Genomic DNA, 19,098 nt, shown 5'->3' with positions numbered 1-19,098 from the left:
ATCCGCATGATATGCGATTTTTGCCTTCCTGCGGCCGGGAAGATCCTGCTAACGCCCTTGCGGCGCTCACCTTACGATGGAATCGGATCATTCCTCCTGCTCTTGTTCCCGCACCAAGATAAGCTTCCGATTGTTTTGAAAACCATTGGAGCGGCCACCGCAGCCCGCTGCCATAAGGCGCGCGGGCCGTGTGGGTATCCACTCCTTTTCTGGAATCAACGGAACGAAAATCGTCCGAAACGGTGCGGCAGACAGGATACCGGCAGAAAGATTCCGGACCGGCCTAAAGGTGAGAGCCGCAAGGCAGCGGCCGGTGTTCCCCAGGCGGAGGGAGGCAGAAATGGAAATACCGATTCCGTTTCTGAGCGAACCGGAGACGGGAAATCATCCGGATTTCCCGCCGACATGTGAGCGGTACTCCCGGAACGGGGATAAAGCGGCCCCTGCATTGCCAGCGAACCGAAATCGTGACGGTCCGAAACTTCTGCCGGTGTCTGATTCCAAGAAGTATTTTGTATCATACCCAAGGGCACCCACACCGCCCGCTGCTTTTTGGCAGCGGCCAGAAAGGAGTATATCATGTATCTGATGATTGATAATTATGATTCTTTTGTTTATAATTTATATACATATATGTCTGAGCTGGGAAGAGAAGTCCGCGTGGTGCGGAATGACAAGATCACCTTGGATGAGATTGAGTCTCTTCTTTTAAAAGACAGGCTTTCCGGGATTATGATCTCACCGGGGCCGAAGACGCCGGAGGACTGTGGAATATGCTGCCTGGCGGTGAAGCAGTTTGCCGGACGTGTACCGATCCTGGGAATCTGCCTTGGCCATCAGATAATCGGCCATGTCTATGGAGGGACCGTAAAGAAGGGAAGACGCCCCATGCATGGTAAGATATCATTTGTGCATAACAGAGGGACCGGACTCTTTTCAGAGCTGCCGGAAACTTACCGTGTGACGAGATATCATTCTCTCGTGGTATCAGAGGAAGGATTTCCGGAGATGCTGCAGATAGACGCGAAGAGCGAGGACGGTGTGATTATGGCCATGTCCCACCGCACAAAGCCAGTGTTTGGGGTGCAGTTTCATCCGGAGGCAGTCCTTACGGAATATGGGCACGAACTGCTGCAGAATTATATTGGCATTTGTGACGCATGGAAGCAGGGGAGGAGGTATCCGCATGCGGACTATAGTGAAAAAACTGCGGCAGTATAAGCCGATTGTGGATATCCTGGAGTGCTTCCGGGAAGAAGAGCAGATCGTTTTTCTGGACTCTTCTTTACAAAATGATCTGGGACGATTTTCTATTATCGGCAGAAAGCCATATTTGACTTTGAAGCAGGATGGCGTCTTGTCGATAAACGGCGAACCGTCGGATGAGACCTTTGAGGATTATATGGAACAGTATCTGAACGAGCACCAGGAGGAAAACCCAACGAATCTGCCCATGGTTTCCGGAGCTGTCGGTTATTTTACTTATGATTATGGGAGAAGACGGGAAGGGACGGCAAGCCGTTTTGACGGTCAGAAAGACGTGCTTCCAGAGGCTATGTGGAGTTTCTTTGACCATTATCTTATTGAAGATCATGAGACGAAAGAACTGTTCCTGGCAGCCGGAGGCCACACCTGTCCTGCGGAGGAAGGTATAAGAGAAATGGAGGCACTCATCGCGAAGCCGGCAAAAGCGGTGAGTTCAGGGACAGAGAAGGAAAAGGCGTACATAACGGCGGACTGTGAGAAGGCCGAATATCTGCGCGCCGTGGAGCAGATGAAGCGCTATATTGTGGAAGGAGATATATATATCGCAAATCTGACCAGGCAGCTGACGATCGGGAGTGGAAAGGAACCCTATGAGGTGTTCCGGAGGCTTAGGGATATAAATCCCTCTCCATTCGGCGGATACTGCCGGTTTCAGGATCTTCAGATTGTTTCGGCGTCTCCGGAGCGATTCCTCAGGATGGAGCGTGGACGGGTAGAGACGAGGCCTATCAAGGGAACAAGAAAACGCGGTGAGACAAAACTGGAGGACGACAGGCTCAGAGAGGAGCTTAAGAATTCCGGCAAGGACAAGAGCGAGCTTTTGATGATAGTGGATTTGGAGCGGAACGATCTAAGCCGTGTATGTGAAAATTATACGGTGAAGGTGCCGGAGCTGTTTTCCATTGAGGAATATGCGACGGTATTTCATTTGGTGTCCACGGTCACGGGCAGACTGCAGAAAGGCAAAGGAGTAATGGATCTGATACGGGCGGCTTTTCCCGGAGGCTCCATTACCGGAGCTCCAAAGATCAGGGCCATGGAGATCATTGATGAGCTGGAAAAGGGAAAACGCGGCCTGTATACCGGCTCCATGGGATATATCACGCTGGACGGATGCTGTGACCTGAATATTGTCATACGTACTCTGGTTTACCGGGACGGCCGGTATTATCTGGGAGTAGGAGGGGGGATCACCTGTGAGTCAGAGCCGGAGTTCGAGTACGAGGAAACGTGTCAGAAAGCGAAAGCGCTGGTGAAAGCTCTGGGGCTCTGAGAGCAGCGGCAAAAGAGCATGATTATAGAGAGAAGGAAAGAGAGAAGAGACATGAAGGTGGATACCGACGACGGTTATTATTATGGGCTGGGGATATTTGAAACGATCGCGGTGGAAAATAACCGGCCGCAGTTTTTGGAAGAGCATCTGCAGAGGCTCTCCAGGTCCATGCGGATCCTGCGGCTGCTTCCCAGGAGAAATGAAGAAGGAGGAGCAGAATGCCGAGGCGGAATAACAGAGAGACGGGTAAATGAGTGGCTGGAAGAGCATCCGATCACCCATGGGGCCTTAAAGATAACGGTATCGGAAAAAAATGTCCTCCTGGAGGAAAAGCGGAATATCTACACCAGGATGCAGTATGAGCAGGGATTTACGACAGATTTTTCTTACGTCAGAAGGAATTCCACCTCGATTTTTACTTATCTTAAATCCTTAAATTATGGTGACAATATTTGGGAGAAAAGAAAAGCAAGAAAGCGCGGGATTGATGAGCCTATCTTTTTAAATGAGCACGGGGAAATCTGTGAAGGTGCGGTATCCAATCTCTTTTTCGTGGAGGAAGGAGGGCGCGTGGTGACTCCGAAACTGTCCTGCGGCCTTCTCAGAGGAGTGGTGAGACAGGTGCTTCTGGAGCGGGGAATGGCGGAGGAGGCGGTCATTTATCCGAAGGATATCAAACACTATAAGGAAGTTTTTTTGACCAATTCTCTTATGAGGATTATGCCCGTCCGGAACCTGGCCGGCTATGATTATAAAGAGAGAGTCATCACAAGAAAACTCATGGAGTGGTTGGAGAGAATCTGACAGAAGATTAGTACCGGCAGAAGTTTCGGACCGTCTCGATTTTGGCTGCGGCTGCCAGCAAGCGCCCGGATGGAAACGGATTTCCTCTTGCTATCCCTTAATACACGTCTTATGGGCAGGCGCACTTCGTGCGGTAAGATATCCTTTTTACTAAAATCACAGGAGACGAAAGATAAATGGAATATTGGCTGAATGTACTTTGGGTAGCACTGGGAGCCTCCGCGCTTCTGTGCGCCGTTTATGTATGGAAACGATTTTATCCGCTTTGGAAGCGGACGCGTCTGCCCATAGGGGTATATATTCTTATCCAGACTGTGTTTGTGGCGGTATTGGCTTTTTCTGCCGCTTTTTCTGCTAAGCTTGAGCAGGAGCAGATAAGTGCTGCGGTCGCCTGTGTCAGCGCAGTCTATATCATCACCATGTCCTATTCCCTGGGACTGTTTCTCATCTCCGATCTCATCCGATTTATATTCCGAAAATGCGGAAAACAAAATAGTGTTACGGCCTGGCTGGACAAAAGCCACGGCGGCGCGTTTCTTATTCTGATCGTGACGCTGGCGGCCGGCATTTATGGGACGGCGAATGCCAGGATCCTGCGGATAACAGAGTATGAGATTTCAGTTCAGAAAGAGTGCAGTCTGGATTCCCTGAATGTTGTCATGATTTCCGACGCACACATTGGAACTGTAGTAGGAAAGGCAGAACTGGACAAACTAGTGGAAAAGACCAATGATCTTAAGCCGGAAGTGGTGTTTTTGTGCGGAGATTTTTTTGACCACAATACGACAGAAAGTCAGAAGGAGTACGCCAGAACGGCCCTTTCGAAGTTTGAGACCGTATACGGGGTTTATTATATTTCCGGGAATCATGAGATTTATACGGAATCGGAATACACTTCTTATTTTGAAGATGCGGGCATTACAGTCCTTCAGGATGAGAAGGCGGTCATCGCGGAGGATATCACCGTTGTGGGCCGAAGGGATATGGAAGAACACAGGCAGTCCATTTACAGCGTCATGGAGGGTGTGGACACCGAACATCCCGTCATACTTCTGGACCATCAGCCCTTCTGCCTGAAGGAAGCGGCTTCTCTGGGAGTGGATCTGGAGCTATGCGGCCATACCCATGGAGGCCAGATGTTCCCCGGCCAGATTTTTACCTTACTCTTTAATGAGATGAATTATGGCCTGCGGACGGAGGGGGATTATCATGTGATAACCAGCTCCGGGGCCGGAGCCTGGGCGCTGCCGGTTAAACTGGGATGTATCAGTGAGATCGTGCATATTAATGTCCGGTTTGAGGGATAGGCAGTGTGCCATAATGGATAGAAAGGGAGCATAAATGAGCTTGGAAGAGGACAGTATGAGGGGCGGGGAAAAGAGAGAAGAAGCATCGGTACGGGCGGGGAGGATAGTTCTCCTATTGTTTGTGTATTCCGTAATAGGCTGGGTCGTAGAAGTGGTGTTCATGTTCTTCCTCTATGGAGAATACTGCGAAAGAGGATTCCTGTATGGGCCTTATTGTCCTATCTATGGTTTTGGACTAGTGGGCCTCGGAGTGCTTTTGAAGCGCTGTCTGAACAAGCCGGTCAGATTCATCCTGCTTTCCATGGCCATATGCGGAGTCTTGGAATATTTGACGGGCGCTGTCCTGGAAGCGGTATTTCATACGGTTTGGTGGGACTATTCCATGTTTCAGTTTCATATAAGCGGGAGAGTCTGCCTGGAGACCTTGATTCCCTTTGGAATATTGTCATATTTATTCCTGCGTTTTATCCATCCGAAGATTGCGGGAATGGTGGAGCGGATTCCGGCCCGGATGCTCTATGGACTCAGCACGAGTATCGTACTCGTCATAATAATAGATTTTATCGCCACGGTCAGGCGATGGATGTAAAGCTTTCAGCTGATAGGGTTTCGGTTTATGAGCGGTACAGGGCAAAAGAAAAACGCTTCCAAAATGAAAGGAAGCGTTTTTCTTTATATCCGATGATCTTTACAAGGGTTTTCCTGCAAGCACTTCTTTGTAATCCTTATAGTTCTCCGCCAAAAGGTCCGGCGTGTTCAGCCCGTAGGGACATTTCTTCATACAGTTTCCGCAGTGGATACAGTCCTCGATCTTTGCCATCATGGCCTGTGATTCAGGAGTCAGATGGCCGGCTGAAGGAGAACGGCGCAGAAGCAGAGACATCCTGGCACAGTCGTCTATCTTAATGTGGGCCGGACATGTGGGCATACAGTAGCCGCAGCCGCGGCAGAAGCTTCCGGACAGAGTCTCCCGCTCTTTGGCGATGAAGGAGGACAGATCCTCAGTCATCACAGGAGGGTTGTCAATATAGGACAGGAATTCATCCAGCTCCTTTTCCCTCTGTACGCCCCAGATGGGCAGTACGTTGTCATATTGGGCCTCAAAAGCGTATGCGGCGGCAGAATTAGTGATCAGTCCGCCGGACAAGGCTTTCATGGCGATAAAGCCCATATTGTGCTCTTTGCAGGCGTTCACGATTTCAATGTCCTTTTCTGAAGCCAGATAGCAGAACGGGAACTGGAGCGTATCATACAGATCGGACTCTATGGCTTCCATGGCCACATGAAGCCGGTGATTGGTGATGCTGATATGCCGGATTTTCCCCTGCTCTTTGGCTTTGAGCATCGCTTCATAAAGCCCAGTGCCATCCCCGGGCTTCGGGCAGAAATCCGGGTTGTGGAACTGCAGGATATCCACGTAGTCGGTCTGAAGGTTCTTCAGGCTGGTATGTAAGTCGTCCCAGAAGCCCTCCACCGTGGTGGACGCAGTTTTCGTAGAAATATAAAGCTTGTCCCGGATTCCCTTGAAGGCATAGCCGACCTTTTCTTCGCTGTCCGAATACTGACGTGCCGTGTCAAAAAAGTTGATGCCGTTGTCATAGGCTTTCCGGAGAAGATATGCCGCGTCCTCTTTGGAGATCCTCTGGATGGGCAAGGCGCCGAAACCATTCTTGTTGACAGTGATTCCTGTTTTTCCAAGTGTTACTGTAACCATACGATACCTCCCAATCATTAGAAAATACTCATTCTCATTAAGAGAAGTATAGTAGGGAAAGGAGGGAATGTCAACCTGGCCGGAAAGAATACCGAAAGGAAAATTTCCGTGAAATCAAAGAAAAGGACTTGTCAAGATTTCTTTTTTATTGTAATATCATAGTGTAAATGCAAGACCGTGCGACTGGCGGAGAGTAGGAGTACCTACGGGGAGCGCGGGATAATATATGAGCCGACCGCCTGGGCAGCCTGAAGGATACTATGGGTTACTCAGGCGTTTTTCTTTTTTAGAAAGGAGCATGAAAATGAGAGCGTTGATCAGCGTATCAGACAAGACCGGCATCGTGGAACTGGCAAAGGAACTCACAAAGCTGGGAGTGGAAATCATCTCTACAGGCGGAACTTACAAAAAACTTACGGACGAGGGAGTAAAGGCCATCGAGGTATCCGAGCTGACTGGATTTCCGGAGTGCCTGGACGGGCGTGTGAAGACCCTCCATCCGATCGTACATGCAGGCCTTTTGGCCATGCGTTCCAATCCGTCTCATATGAAACAGCTTAAGGAGCTGGGAATTCAGCCGATCGACATGGTCATCGTGAACCTGTATCCTTTCAAAGCTACTATCATGAAGGATGACGTGACTCGTGCAGACGCGGTGGAAAATATCGACATAGGCGGTCCTACGATGCTCCGCGCGGCTGCGAAGAATTACCAGGATGTGGCGGTGATCGTGGATCCCAGGGATTATGAGACAGTGCTTAAGGAGATGAAAGAGGATGGAAAGGTATCCCTGGATACCAAGTTCTATCTGATGCAGAAGGTGTTCATGCATACCTCCAACTATGACACCATGATAGCCGATTATCTGAAAGCAGAGCGGAAAGATTATGATCTGCCCGAGACGCTGACCATGACCTTTGAAAAGGTACAGGATATGCGGTATGGGGAGAATCCCCATCAGAAGGCCGCATTCTACCGGGAAGTAGGCAAGAAAAAGGGCACGCTGGATATGGCGGAGCAGTTAAACGGCAAAGAGCTTTCCTTTAATAATATCAATGATGCTAACGGAGCATTGGAGCTCTGCAAGGAATATGACGAGCCGACCGTAGTGGCCAGCAAACACGGAAATCCCTGCGGCGTAGGCAGCGCAGCTACCATTGAGGAAGCATGGGACAAGGCTTATGCGGCAGACAACGTATCTATTTTCGGCGGGATTGTGGCGATCAACAGAGAAGTCACGGCGCCCATGGCGAAAAAGATGGCGGAGGTCTTCCTGGAGGTCATCATCGCTCCTTCCTATGAAAAAGAAGCGTTGGATATTCTCTGTGAGAAGAAAAATGTACGCGTATTAAGACTGCCTGATATCACGGCCATGCAGAGGGAAACGGCTCTCGACTTAAAGAAAGTGAACGGCGGTCTGATCGTCCAGGGCATCGACAACAAGCTGATCGGCGATGAGCTTAAGGTGGTGACGGACAGGCAGCCTTCCGATCAGGAAATGGAAGACATGATGTTCGCCTGGAAGATGGTGAAGTACGTGAAATCCAACGGCATTGCGCTGGCAAAGAATAAACAGTCCGTAGGCATTGGGCCTGGACAGGTGAACAGGATCTGGGCGACCAAGCAGTCTGTGGAGCATGCCGGAGAGCTGATTGGACCGGATGCGACGAAGGGGGCGGTCATGGCTTCCGATGCGTTCTTCCCCTTCCCCGATTGTGTGGAAGCGGCTCACGAAGCTGGTATTACAGCCATCATCCAGCCCGGTGGAGCGATGCGCGACCAGCTGTCCATCGACAAATGCAACGAATATGGCATAGCAATGGTATTTACCGGTATGAGACATTTCCGTCATTGATGCCGGAAGAATAGGAAAATGAAAGACCCCGGAGGCCGGAAGGCCGCGGGGTCTTTGTAGTTCTCGCTGTATAGTTACTTCTTTTCAAAATAAAAAATTTCAATTCGCTGTTTGAGGAAATCCGATCCCATCCAGTCGGTCCTTTCCAACTGACATGGATAAACCTTAATTTTTCCATGTCAGATTCCAACAAAAATCCGTATGATATGCGATTTTTGCCTCCCTGCGTCTGGAAAAATTCTGCTAACGCCTTTGCGGCGCTCGCCTTACGATGGAATCGAATCATTCCTCCTGCGCCTCTTTCCGCACCGGGATAAGGCTTCCGCGTGTTTTGAAAACCATTGGAGCGGACACTGCAGCCCGCTGCGGTGCGCGCGCGGGCTGTTGGTTCTGATCTGGATACTTTTGGAAATCAGAACCTTCCATTGCTGCCAGAATGGTGCGGCAGGCAGGATACCGGCAGAAAGATTCCGGGCCGGCCTAAAGGTGAGCGCCGCAGGGCAGCGGCCGGTGTTCCCCAGGCGGATGGAGGCAGAAACGAAAAATACCGATTCCGTTTCTGAGCGAACCGGAGACGGGAAATCATAAAGATTTCCCGTCGACATGTGAGCGGTACTCCCGGAGCGGGGATAAAGCGGCCCCTGCATCGCCAGCGAACCGAAATCGTGACGGTCCGGAACTTCTGCCGGTGTCTAACTGGGGCTTGGCCGGAGCTTACTAAGAATGATTCCAAAAAGTGTTTTGTATCATACTCTAGGGCATCCCTTAATTTATACCCTCCGGGCAGGCGCACTTCGTGCGGCAAGGTATAATTTCGCAGATTGCATTATACAAGTGAAATATTGCACAGGTTTATGCTATAATAGCCTGTGATGAAAAATAATTGTGCACAATGGGAGGTTGTCATGTATCGTGTGCTGATCGTAGAAGATGATTCTGTGATAGCGTCGTCGGTGAAAAAGCATATGGAGGCCTGGGGGATGGAAGCGGCATGCGTTCAGGATTTCCGGAAGGTTCTGGAGGAATTTTTATCTTATAAGCCCCATCTCGTTCTTTTGGATATCGGCCTCCCGTTTTTCAATGGCTATCATTGGTGCAGCGAGATCCGGAAGGTTTCTAAGGTGCCCATTGTCTATATTTCCTCGGCCTCGGACAATATGAACATCGTCATGGCCATGAATATGGGGGGCGACGATTTTGTGATAAAGCCTTTCAGCCTGGAGGTGCTGACAGCGAAGGTACAGGCGGTGCTTCGGAGGACCTATGATTTCGGGAAGCAGGCGGAGCTTCTGCAGCACAGGGGAGCGATATTGGATATGGATGCGGCGGTCCTCATTTATGAAGGGCAGCGGATAGAACTTTCCAAGAATGAATACCGGATATTGAAAACTTTGCTGGAGAACAAAGGAAAGATCGTCAGCCGGGATATGCTTATGAACCGGCTGTGGGAAACCGATTCTTATGTGGATGACAATACGCTGACGGTGAATGTCACCAGGCTCAGGAAGAAGCTCTCGGAAGCCGGTTTGGAGGAATTTATCTCCACGAAAAAAGGAATTGGCTATATGGTTAAGTAAATCATAGGGAGGAGAATGGGGAAGATGACAAGATTGGCGGTATCCTACCTAAAGGACCATTGGAAGGGATTGTTTCTGCTTTCTGTGTGTTCGGGAATTTTTTTGCTCATTTTTTATCTGGAACAGCTTCCGCTTGCCGCGGTAGCATACGGTGTTCTGCTGTGCTTTTGTGCAGGGCTGGTCCTGTGGGCATGGGACTTTATCCGGTACGCGGGCAGGCACAGCCGCCTGAAACTTTTGAGAAAAACAGTCCTGGTAGACGGAGAAAACCTGCCGGAGCCCCAGTCACTTTTGGAATCCGACTATCAGGAGCTTTTAAAACGAGAGCGTGAAGAAAGGATGCGGATTGAAGATAAGGAGCAGCAGGCCAGACAGGAGATGGTGGATTATTATACCATGTGGGCCCACCAGATAAAAACTCCCATCGCGGCCATGAGGCTGCTTCTTTCGGAGGATTCTGCCCATGACAGAGAGCTGCTTTCCGAGCTTTTCAAAGTGGAGCAGTATGTGGGAATGGTGCTTTCTTATCTGAGGCTTTATGGTGACAGCACAGATTTTGTTATTCGCCGGTATTCTCTGGAACCGATCGTGCGCCATTCCGTTAGAAAATATGCGCCTCTTTTCATTCGGAAGAAAATCGGCCTGGAGCTTCGGGATGTGGACTGTACGGTGCTGACGGATGAGAAATGGCTGTCTTTTGCGATTGAGCAGATTCTTTCCAATGCGCTAAAATATACGAATAAAGGGAAGATAACCATCTATATGGAACAGCCGAAAACACTGATCATTGAAGATACAGGGATTGGAATTGCTCCGGAAGATCTGCCCCGTATCTGTGAACGAGGCTTTACCGGGTATAATGGACGGACGGATAAGGCGGCAACAGGCATCGGCCTGTATCTATGCCGGGAGATTCTGTATAAGCTGTCCCATACACTCAATATCACTTCAGAACCGGGCAGAGGGACCCAAGTTCGCCTTGGGCTGGATTCTTTGGATATCCGATTGGAATAAATGGAGATCTTACCTTTCAATTTTGTAAGCCTGGCCGGAGGAATTGTAAGCCAAAGAAATGGCAGCTCCTTTTTCTTTTTACTATAATAATGCCGTAGATCTTAGTTGAAGCAGATAAAGGAGGCAAGACAAATGGCTATGCTGGATGTAAGACATTTGAAAAAAATTTATACTACCAGATTTGGCGGAAGCCAGGTACAGGCTCTTTCTAATGTGAATTTTTCCGTGGAAAAGGGAGAATATACGGCGATCATGGGAGAGTCGGGCTCCGGTAAGACAACATTGCTAAATATCCTTGCGGCCCTGGATAAGCCCACGGGCGGAGAGGTATATTTAAATGGAAAGGACGTGACTAAGATCCCGGAACGGGAGCTGGCGGCGTTTCGCCGGGATAATTTGGGCTTCGTGTTCCAGGATTTCAATCTGCTGGATAATTTCTCCATACGGGACAATATCTTTTTGCCCCTTGTATTATCAGGCAGAAAATATGAAGAAATGGACCGGAAGCTTTCCGGCATTGCCCCCAGACTTGGCATTCAGGATATCCTGACCCAATTTCCCTATGAGGTATCCGGCGGACAGAAGCAGAGGGCGGCGGTGGCCAGAGCCATTATAACCAGTCCTCAGTTGATTTTGGCAGATGAGCCCACAGGCGCGCTGGACTCCCGCTCCACAGAAAGCCTTTTGGAGCTGTTCGGCGTGCTCAATGACTGCGGTCAGACGATTTTGATGGTGACTCACAGCGTCAAAGCGGCCAGTAAAGCAAAAAGAGTGCTGTTCATAAAAGATGGGGAAGTATTCCATCAGATATACAAAGGGAGAGATACCTCGGAGAGCTTGTATCAGAAGATTTCCGATACTCTCACGATGATAGCGACGGGCGGTGATCGTCATGAGTAAAGGAATCCTGATGTATCCGAAGCTGGCTGCCACCAATATTCAGAAAAACAGCAGGACATATGTCCCCTATATCCTGACCTGTATCCTGACTACGGCGATGTTTTTTATGATTCATTCGCTGGCAGAAAATCCGGGGCTCGATGACGTGCTGGGAAGCGGTACAGTCCGGTATACCCTGGGAATGGCAACCAGAGTGACCGGTTTTTTTGCTCTGATCTTTCTGTTCTATACCAACAGCTTCCTGATGAAAAGAAGAAAGAAGGAATTCGGGCTTTATAATATCCTTGGAATGGAAAAGCGCCATTTGGGAAAGGTGATTTTTTGTGAGACGGTGGATGTCGCGTTCCTGAGCCTTTTTCTTGGCCTGATCACCGGCGCCGTTCTGAACAAGCTCATGTTTCTTTTGATTCTCCATATTTTTCACATTGAGGGCGCGCTGCAGTTTGTATTTTCCAAAAAGGTATTTTTGGATACCTGTCTTTTGTTTCTCGGCATTTTTTTGCTGATCTTTCTGAACAGTATAAGACAGATACAGTTTAAGAGTCCGATGGAACTTTTACGGGAAGGACAGGCGGGTGAGAAAGAGCCGAAGACACGGTGGTTTATGGCCGCACTCGGCGTACTGTGCTTGGGCGCCGGCTATTACATGGCGGTATCCATTGAGAACCCGCTGGCGGCGGTATCCTTTTTCTTCATAGCCGTTTTCCTGGTGATCGTAGGGACATACTGTCTTTTCACGGCAGGAAGCGTGGCGCTTTTAAAGCTCCTGAGGCGGAAGAAGAGCTATTATTATAAGCCGAATCATTTTATATCGGTCTCCGGGATGTTGTATCGTATGAAGCAAAATGCGGTGGGGCTTGCCAACATCTGTATTTTATCCACAATGGTGTTAGTAATGGTGTCCTCTTCCCTCTGTCTTTATTCAGGGATGAATGATATGTTAGAGGAGCGGTATCCCAGAAGTATTATGATCACCACAAAGGATTATTCAGAGCAGTCTGTGGAAGCCGTCAAAGACCGTACCAGGTCGGTTTTATCGGAAACTGGTCTTTCTGCGGATCAGGAATTATCCTTCGCATTTCTGAGCTTTGCGGCCCTGGAAAAAGAGGATCATTTTGAAACGGATACCGGCTCCGGCTCTGTTTTTGAAATCGACAATCTGCGGGAGCTCTATGTGGTGACGCTGGAGGATTACAACAAGATGACCGGAAAGGATCAAAGCCTTAAGGAGAATGAAATCCTGTTCTGTGACAAGACCGGCGAATATAAAAAAGAAGCCGTCCGCATCTTTGATAAAGAGTATAGGATCAAAGAGCAGGCGGGAGAATTTCTGGCAGGGACCGGGACCATGAATGACGTGTCCAAAAGCTATATTCTGGTGGTGAAGGACCGCCGGGCCCTGGAAGAGTGGAGCGCGCTCCAGTCGGGGGCTTACGGGGCCAATGCTTCTTCCATAGAGGCAGTCTATGGATTTGACCTGAATGTGGGAGATGAGGAGCAGATAGCCTTTTATCAGAGACTCATGGACAGGATGACAGCTCCCTCGGATCCGGGAGAAGGAGTTCTGAATGTTTCCATTGACTGCCGGTCCAGTCAGAGGAAAAGTGATACGGGTATGTTTGGCGGGCTGTTTTTTATCGGAATCTTCCTGGGAAGCCTGTTTATCATGGCTACGATCCTGATCATTTATTATAAGCAGATTTCCGAAGGCTATGACGACAAAGCCCGCTTTGCCATCATGAAAAAGGTCGGAATGGGATATGGGGAGATCAAACGATCCATCCACTCCCAGGTGCTGACCGTATTCTTTCTGCCGCTGTTAGGAGCGGGAATACATGTTGCCTTTGCTTTTCCTTTCATTACCAGAGTGCTCGCTATTTTCCAGATGACGGATATCCGTTTGTTCGCCCTGTGCATGGCCGGAAGTTTTGCCGTCTTCGCCGTGTTTTACCTGGCTGTTTACCAGCTGACGGCGAAGGCCTATTATAAGATCGTCAGCTGACCCGGTATAAAGGCATAAATCTTTTTGCATAAGGTTCTTCTAAAACAGAGAAATTCCCCATACAGTTGTTACATGAAAGTATTGGAAAACCTTTTAGGTCTGTGTAACAATTTTGTATGGGGAATTCCCATGATGGCCCTTTTGTTCGGTACGCATCTGCTCTTGACTATCCGCCTTCGGGCGCCCCAGCGGAAAATATTCAAGGCTCTCCGGCTGTCGGTGACGGAAGATGAGGACAGCGAGGGGGAGATGAGCCAGTTCGGGGCCCTGGCGACGGCTCTGGCCGCGACACTCGGAACAGGAAATATCATCGGGGTATCCATAGCCGTTGCGATGGGAGGTCCGGGAGCGGTGGCCTGGTGCTGGCTGACCGGCGTATTCGGCATGGCGACGAAATACGGGGAATCTCTGCTGTCTGTGAAGTACCGTGTGAAGGATAAAGACGGAGGATATGTGGGCGGGCCCATGTATGTGATGGAGAATGTACTTCACTGTAAACCGCTGGCTGTGGTTTTTGCGTTTTTCGCGATCTGCGCCACCTTTGGCACCGGCTGTACCGTACAGGCCAATGCCATCAGCAGCGTCATGAGTACGGCGTTCAATGTAAAGCCTGCAGTTACGGGCGCAGTGGTATCGGTCCTGGCGGCCATCGTAATGCTGGGAGGTGCGAAAGCCGTTTCCCGGGCGTGTGAGAAGCTGGTGCCTTTTATGGCCATATTTTATATGGCGGGAAGCGGGGCCCTTTTGTTCATAAACCGGGCGTATCTTTTTCCGGCTCTGAAGCTTATTGTGACGGCGGCGTTTACACCGAGGGCAGCCCTGGGAGGATTCGTAGGCAGTACTATTCTTTCAGCATCCCGCCATGGAATCGCAAGAGGGCTGTTTTCCGATGAGTCGGGCCTTGGAACCGCGCCGATGGCGGCGGCCAGCGCCAGGACCAGAAATTCCGTGAGGCAGGCGTTAGTCTCCATGACAGGCACTTTTTGGGATACGGTAGTGTTCTGTGCCGTGACCGGCATTGTGATCGTGTCTTCTATGCTTCATAAACCTGCGGTGTTTAACGGGTTATCCGGGGGCCAGCTGGCAGAGCAGTCCTTTGGACTCATGAACCAGTACGGCCACGTTATTTTTGCCGTATCGCTGGTCATCTTTGCCTTTGCCACCATTTTAGGATGGAGCTTTTATGGCGAACGGGCAGTCATATATCTGTTCGGAGGCCGGGGCATCAAATATTACCGGCTGATCTATCTGGCCGCGCTGTTTGCGGGCGCTGTGGCGTCCATGGGAGTGATATGGGAATTTTCCGATCTGCTGAACGGACTGATGGCGGTTCCGAACCTCATCTGCCTGCTGATCCTGCAGGGTGTGATCGTAAAAGAGACCAGATATTTTCTGTGGGGCGGCCATTTGGATGAAAAAGAAGAGCTGGGTGAATAAGAATGTAAAACAAAGGGAAAAATGAATTGACAAAATAAATTCTGTATTATAAAATACGGTAAAGGCTATGACGGAGAGAAGTAGTATAGATTATCGTTCCCAGTGAGCAGGCGGCAGTGAGAATCCTGTAAAGTGAATCTATATGAATAACACTCTATCAGCTGCAATCTGAACTCCGTACTGACGGACAGTAGGTGCGCCGTGAGCTGGGCGTGAATCAGCAGACCATGAGGGGACTGCCGTATGGACGGCGGTAAATCAGGTGGTACCGCGGACATGAAAGCTGTTCGTCCTGAAAGTTGAATTTCCGGACGGCAGCTTATTTTTTGTTCTTAAAAAAGTAAAGGAGAAAGAGAAAATGTCAGACATGTATCGAAACAAGACCATGGACCAAATTGGAGAAGGGGACGTGGGAGCGGAACTGAAAATCGCAGGCTGGGTGGAAAATATCCGTGACCACGGAGGCGTGTCTTTCATCGATTTACGTGATATGTACGGAGTGATGCAGGTGGTTCTCAAGGATACGGGCCTCTTAAAAGGAATTCGTAAAGAGGAATGCATTTCTGTAGAAGGATTGATCCAACACCGGGATGAGGAGACGTATAACCCGAAGATTCCTACCGGTACCATTGAACTGGAGGCGCACAGCATTAAAATGCTTGGCAAGGTCTACCGGGATCTGCCCTTTGAGGTCACTTCTTCCAAAGATATCCGGGAGGATGTCCGTTTGAAATACCGCTATTTGGATCTCCGGAACCAAAAGGTAAAGGAAAATATTCTGTTCCGTTCCAAAGTCATCCGTTACCTGAGAGAAAAGATGACAGAGCTGGGGTTTGTGGAGATTCAGACGCCGATCCTCTGCGCTTCCTCTCCGGAAGGAGCCAGGGATTATATCGTTCCTTCCAGGAAATATAAAGGAAAGTTCTATGCTCTGCCCCAGGCGCCCCAGCAGTATAAACAGCTTCTGATGGTATCTGGTTTCGATAAATATTTTCAGATCGCGCCCTGCTTCCGTGATGAGGATGCCCGTGCGGACCGTTCTCCGGGAGAATTCTATCAGCTGGATTTTGAGATGAGCTTTGCCACCCAGGAGGATGTGTTTCGGGTGGGCGAGGAAGTGCTGACCGGGGCATTTAAAGAGTTCGCACCGGAGGGTTACGAGATTACCGAGGCGCCTTATCCGGTCATCAGCTATAAGCAGGCCATGCTGGAATTTGGCACGGACAAGCCAGATCTTCGGAACCCGCTTCGGATATTGGATGTGACGGAATTTTTCCAGGGCTGTACCTTTAAGCCCTTTCATAAGAAGACGGTCCGGGCGATCAAGGTCCACGCGAAGCTGTCCAAGGGCTTCCATGAAAAGCTTTTGAAGTTCGCTCAGTCGATAGGCATGGGCGGTCTGGGTTACCTGGAGGTAAAGGAGGACATGTCCTATAAGGGACCGATCGATAAATTCATCCCCGATGAGAAAAAGACGGAGCTGGCAGAGCTGGCAGGACTCGCTGCGGATGATGTGATTTTCTTTGTGGCCGACAATGAGGAAAGAGCGGCAAAATACGCGGGCCAGATTCGAAATGAGCTGGGCGAGCGGCTGGAGCTCATAGAAAAGAAAGCGTACCGTTTCTGCTATGTCAACGATTTCCCGATGTTTGAGCTGGATGAGGAGACTAAGAAGGTCGGATTCACCCATAATCCGTTCTCTATGCCGCAGGGCGGCCTGGAAGCGCTGAATACGAAGGATCCTCTGGATATCCTGGCTTATCAGTATGACATCGTCTGCAACGGCGTGGAGCTGTCCTCAGGAGCTGTCCGGAACCATGATATGGATGTCATGGTGAAGGCTTTCGAGATTGCCGGATATGATGAGGAAACACTTAAAAATAAATTCGGCGCCCTTTACAGTGCGTTCCAGTTTGGAGCGCCGCCCCACGCAGGCATGGCGCCGGGGGTTGACAGGATGATCATGCTTCTGAGAAACGAAGAAAATATCCGGGAGGTGATCGCATTCCCCATGAGCGGGACGGCTCAGGATCTGATGTGCGGCGCGCCGGGAGAAGTGACGGAGCAGCAGCTCAGGGAGGTTCACATTAAAGTGCGTCAGTAAAAAACAAGCGGTCAGCTTTTTATATGCGGGAGATAGAAAAGGACATTTCCGAAAGCCTTTGGGCTTTGGAAATGTCCTTTGTCATACTATCTATACCGTTTTCATCGGCGAATCGTTTCTGAGCGGAGGCGGGACTTCGTGCATCCGCCTGTCCAGATGCTTTTGGAATATGAGGAAGAAAGAGATGGTGGCGGCTGCAGAGCCAAGGATATCACAGAGCGGCTCCGCATAAAAGGCGTTTTTAGCGCCGAGAAACGCGGGCAGCGCCAGCACGAAAATTACATAGGAGCCCTTTCGGAACATGGAAAGGGTCAGCGCAGCCCTTGTGCATCCCAGAGCTGTCAGACCATCCACAAAAGCATATTGAAAGCTGAGAGGTATGATGGATAAGGTACATACATGGATTCCCCAGACTGCCATGCGGATCTGAGAGGGATCGCTGGTAAATATCCGGGCGAAATAAGCGGGCAGCAGCCGGGAGATGAGGAACATGACAGAGGTGAAGATCAGACAGAGCATCAAGATATACTTTTCTGCCTGCTTGATCCGGTCCGCCTGCTTTGCTCCGTAATTATAGCTTAAGATGGCCTGAGTGCCGCTGGATATGCCAAGCATGGTGGAAGTGATGATCAGCATGTAGCTTTGGATGATCGTGCCGGCTGTGATCAGCAGATCGCCTTCTGCCGGTCCGCCGTAACGCTGCAGGGAGCTGTTCAGTACGATCATAATGATACTGTCGGTGGCCATGATAAGAAAAGGGGAGATGCCCAGGTGGATGATTCTCCGCATGAGTGAGGAAGAATAGTTTCCAAAGGTGATGCGGACGGATACCCTCCGACCAAACAGGAAGGAGAGGGCGAACAGGCAGGAAAACATCTGGGACAGCACCGTTGCGACGGCGGCGCCGGCCACACCCATCCGGAAAACAAAGATAAAGATGGGATCCAGGATGATGTTTGAGACTGCGCCGATCAGTACGGTCACCATGCTGACGGAAGCAAAGCCCTGACAGGTGATGAAATAATTGAGTCCGACGGCCATCAGGGCGAAAAAGGTCCCGAGGGTATAGATGGTCATATAGGTATTGGCGTAAGGAAATGTGACAGCGCTGGCGCCAAACCACATGAGCAGCTTGTTTTTAAGGATGAGAAACAGAAACGTGAGGACGGCAGACACAGCCGCCAGCATCAGAAAACTGTTGGACAGGATGGTTTCTGCCTCTTTTTTTCGTCCCTCGCCCAGACGCATGGAAAAAAGAATAGAACCGCCCAGGCCGATGAGGGAACCGAAGGAAGTCAGAAGAGTCACGATGGGGCCGCAGACGCCCGCGCCTGCGAGAGCGAGTCCTCCCACCTTGGGAATATTGCCGATGAACATCCGGTCTACAATATTGTAAAGGACGTTGACAAAATTGGCGATCATGGTCGGTATGGCCAAATGCAGCACAAGAGAAAATACGGAATCTTTCCCTAAATTTACCTGCGTTTTCATATGTAGAAGTCCCCCTGAAAATTAATCGTGCGGTCAGGCACACGAGGGTACTATAGCAGAAAAATCCGGGAGAGGCAAGCGGATTTTTGGGTTCTTTTAAGGCATACCTCGCCGCACAAAGTGCGCCCGCCCGGAGGGCATGAATTAAGGGATGCCCTTGGGTATACTTTCAATACTTTTAAAACAAATTTATCTTATGACACAGATGAGACAGGAGGAAATCTGCTTCCATCCAGGCGGCTAGCTGGCAGCCGTAACCAGAATTTTTACGGCCTCTGGTCGGTCCTTTCCAACTGCCATGGATAAATCGATATTTTTCCATGGCAGATTCCAATAAAAACCTGCATGAAATTC

16 protein-coding genes and 1 riboswitch are annotated in these 19,098 nt (G+C 49.9%); of the genes, 14 read left to right on the top strand and 2 right to left on the bottom strand.

The window, feature by feature from the left end:
* Nucleotides 1–190 precede the first annotated feature (190 nt).
* From H9Q78_RS03385 to H9Q78_RS03360, 6 genes are all read left to right on the top strand, one after another.
* The gene (locus H9Q78_RS03385; protein ID WP_249303601.1) at nt 191–589 is read left to right on the top strand and encodes a hypothetical protein; all 399 of its coding nucleotides are present in this window, start codon (nt 191–193) and stop codon (nt 587–589) included.
* Nucleotides 580–1,221 carry an anthranilate synthase component II gene (locus H9Q78_RS03380; RefSeq protein WP_249303600.1) on the top strand — a complete coding sequence of 214 codons (642 nt, stop codon included), beginning with the start codon at nt 580–582 and terminating at the stop codon, nt 1,219–1,221. The genes H9Q78_RS03385 and H9Q78_RS03380 overlap by 10 nt, the downstream gene beginning before the upstream one ends.
* Nucleotides 1,187–2,539 carry an aminodeoxychorismate synthase component I gene (pabB, locus tag H9Q78_RS03375; RefSeq protein ID WP_249303599.1) on the top strand — a complete coding sequence of 451 codons (1,353 nt, stop codon included), beginning with the start codon at nt 1,187–1,189 and terminating at the stop codon, nt 2,537–2,539. Before H9Q78_RS03380 ends, pabB begins: the two co-directional genes overlap by 35 nt.
* Nucleotides 2,540–2,590: 51 nt before the next feature.
* Entirely contained in the window at nt 2,591–3,343 is a 753-nt protein-coding gene (locus H9Q78_RS03370) for an aminotransferase class IV (RefSeq protein WP_249303598.1), read from the top strand.
* Nucleotides 3,344–3,519: 176 nt separating this feature from the next.
* Nucleotides 3,520–4,650, top strand: a complete 1,131-nt coding sequence (locus tag H9Q78_RS03365) for a metallophosphoesterase (RefSeq protein WP_249303597.1) — start codon at nt 3,520–3,522, stop codon at nt 4,648–4,650.
* Nucleotides 4,651–4,684: 34 nt separating this feature from the next.
* Complete coding sequence (locus tag H9Q78_RS03360; protein WP_249303596.1) at nt 4,685–5,239, top strand: putative ABC transporter permease; 555 nt, start codon at nt 4,685–4,687, stop codon at nt 5,237–5,239.
* A 99-nt stretch (nt 5,240–5,338) separates the two neighbouring features.
* On the opposite strand, the gene H9Q78_RS03355 is transcribed toward H9Q78_RS03360, so the two are convergent.
* A complete protein-coding gene (locus tag H9Q78_RS03355) occupies nt 5,339–6,364 on the bottom strand; it encodes an aldo/keto reductase (protein ID WP_249303595.1) in 1,026 nt (341 codons plus the stop codon).
* 169 nt (nt 6,365–6,533) lie between these two features.
* Nucleotides 6,534–6,616, top strand: a riboswitch (ZMP/ZTP riboswitch).
* Nucleotides 6,617–6,668: 52 nt separating this feature from the next.
* Between H9Q78_RS03355 and purH the strand changes: the two genes are divergently transcribed.
* The 8 genes from purH to aspS all read left to right on the top strand — a co-directional run bounded on the left by purH (nt 6,669) and on the right by aspS (nt 17,253).
* Nucleotides 6,669–8,219, top strand: coding sequence for a bifunctional phosphoribosylaminoimidazolecarboxamide formyltransferase/IMP cyclohydrolase (purH, locus tag H9Q78_RS03350; protein WP_330595226.1), 1,551 nt, complete (start codon nt 6,669–6,671; stop codon nt 8,217–8,219).
* A gap of 405 nt (nt 8,220–8,624) precedes the next feature.
* Entirely contained in the window at nt 8,625–8,807 is a 183-nt protein-coding gene (locus H9Q78_RS03345; RefSeq protein ID WP_249303593.1) for a hypothetical protein, read from the top strand.
* 317 nt (nt 8,808–9,124) lie between these two features.
* Complete coding sequence (locus H9Q78_RS03340) at nt 9,125–9,796, top strand: response regulator transcription factor (protein ID WP_249303591.1); 672 nt, start codon at nt 9,125–9,127, stop codon at nt 9,794–9,796.
* A 24-nt stretch (nt 9,797–9,820) separates the two neighbouring features.
* Nucleotides 9,821–10,810, top strand: coding sequence for a sensor histidine kinase (locus H9Q78_RS03335; RefSeq protein ID WP_330595225.1), 990 nt, complete (start codon nt 9,821–9,823; stop codon nt 10,808–10,810).
* Nucleotides 10,811–10,942: 132 nt separating this feature from the next.
* Entirely contained in the window at nt 10,943–11,710 is a 768-nt protein-coding gene (locus tag H9Q78_RS03330; RefSeq protein WP_249303589.1) for an ABC transporter ATP-binding protein, read from the top strand.
* Nucleotides 11,703–13,712 (top strand): ABC transporter permease, encoded by a 2,010-nt coding sequence (locus tag H9Q78_RS03325; protein ID WP_249303588.1) that lies wholly within the window; start codon nt 11,703–11,705, stop codon nt 13,710–13,712. Before H9Q78_RS03330 ends, H9Q78_RS03325 begins: the two co-directional genes overlap by 8 nt.
* A gap of 72 nt (nt 13,713–13,784) precedes the next feature.
* Nucleotides 13,785–15,149, top strand: a complete 1,365-nt coding sequence (locus H9Q78_RS03320; RefSeq protein WP_249303587.1) for an alanine/glycine:cation symporter family protein — start codon at nt 13,785–13,787, stop codon at nt 15,147–15,149.
* 358 nt (nt 15,150–15,507) lie between these two features.
* Nucleotides 15,508–17,253: an aspartate--tRNA ligase gene (gene aspS / locus H9Q78_RS03315; protein WP_249303586.1), complete on the top strand. Its 1,746-nt coding sequence runs from the start codon at nt 15,508–15,510 to the stop codon at nt 17,251–17,253.
* 90 nt (nt 17,254–17,343) lie between these two features.
* Here the strand turns inward: aspS and H9Q78_RS03310 are convergent, their stop codons facing one another.
* Nucleotides 17,344–18,744 (bottom strand): MATE family efflux transporter, encoded by a 1,401-nt coding sequence (locus H9Q78_RS03310; RefSeq protein WP_249303585.1) that lies wholly within the window; start codon nt 18,742–18,744, stop codon nt 17,344–17,346.
* Nucleotides 18,745–19,098 lie beyond the last annotated feature (354 nt).

The sequence above is a fragment of the Qiania dongpingensis genome, assembly GCF_014337195.1.
Classification (GTDB): domain Bacteria; phylum Bacillota; class Clostridia; order Lachnospirales; family Lachnospiraceae; genus Lientehia; species Lientehia dongpingensis.
The sequence above is the reverse complement of the archived record's forward strand: the minus strand, read 5'-3'. Positions and strand labels throughout refer to the sequence as shown.

Coding starts and splice junctions, on each gene's coding strand:
- H9Q78_RS03380 (WP_249303600.1), top strand. CDS start 580: ATGTATCTGATGATTGATAATTATGATTCTTTTGTTTATAATTTATAT.
- pabB (WP_249303599.1), top strand. CDS start 1,187: ATGCGGACTATAGTGAAAAAACTGCGGCAGTATAAGCCGATTGTGGAT.
- H9Q78_RS03370 (WP_249303598.1), top strand. CDS start 2,591: ATGAAGGTGGATACCGACGACGGTTATTATTATGGGCTGGGGATATTT.
- H9Q78_RS03365 (WP_249303597.1), top strand. CDS start 3,520: ATGGAATATTGGCTGAATGTACTTTGGGTAGCACTGGGAGCCTCCGCG.
- H9Q78_RS03360 (WP_249303596.1), top strand. CDS start 4,685: ATGAGCTTGGAAGAGGACAGTATGAGGGGCGGGGAAAAGAGAGAAGAA.
- H9Q78_RS03355 (WP_249303595.1), bottom strand. CDS start 6,364: ATGGTTACAGTAACACTTGGAAAAACAGGAATCACTGTCAACAAGAAT.
- purH (WP_330595226.1), top strand. CDS start 6,669: ATGAGAGCGTTGATCAGCGTATCAGACAAGACCGGCATCGTGGAACTG.
- H9Q78_RS03340 (WP_249303591.1), top strand. CDS start 9,125: ATGTATCGTGTGCTGATCGTAGAAGATGATTCTGTGATAGCGTCGTCG.
- H9Q78_RS03335 (WP_330595225.1), top strand. CDS start 9,821: ATGACAAGATTGGCGGTATCCTACCTAAAGGACCATTGGAAGGGATTG.
- H9Q78_RS03330 (WP_249303589.1), top strand. CDS start 10,943: ATGGCTATGCTGGATGTAAGACATTTGAAAAAAATTTATACTACCAGA.
- H9Q78_RS03325 (WP_249303588.1), top strand. CDS start 11,703: ATGAGTAAAGGAATCCTGATGTATCCGAAGCTGGCTGCCACCAATATT.
- H9Q78_RS03320 (WP_249303587.1), top strand. CDS start 13,785: ATGAAAGTATTGGAAAACCTTTTAGGTCTGTGTAACAATTTTGTATGG.
- aspS (WP_249303586.1), top strand. CDS start 15,508: ATGTCAGACATGTATCGAAACAAGACCATGGACCAAATTGGAGAAGGG.
- H9Q78_RS03310 (WP_249303585.1), bottom strand. CDS start 18,744: ATGAAAACGCAGGTAAATTTAGGGAAAGATTCCGTATTTTCTCTTGTG.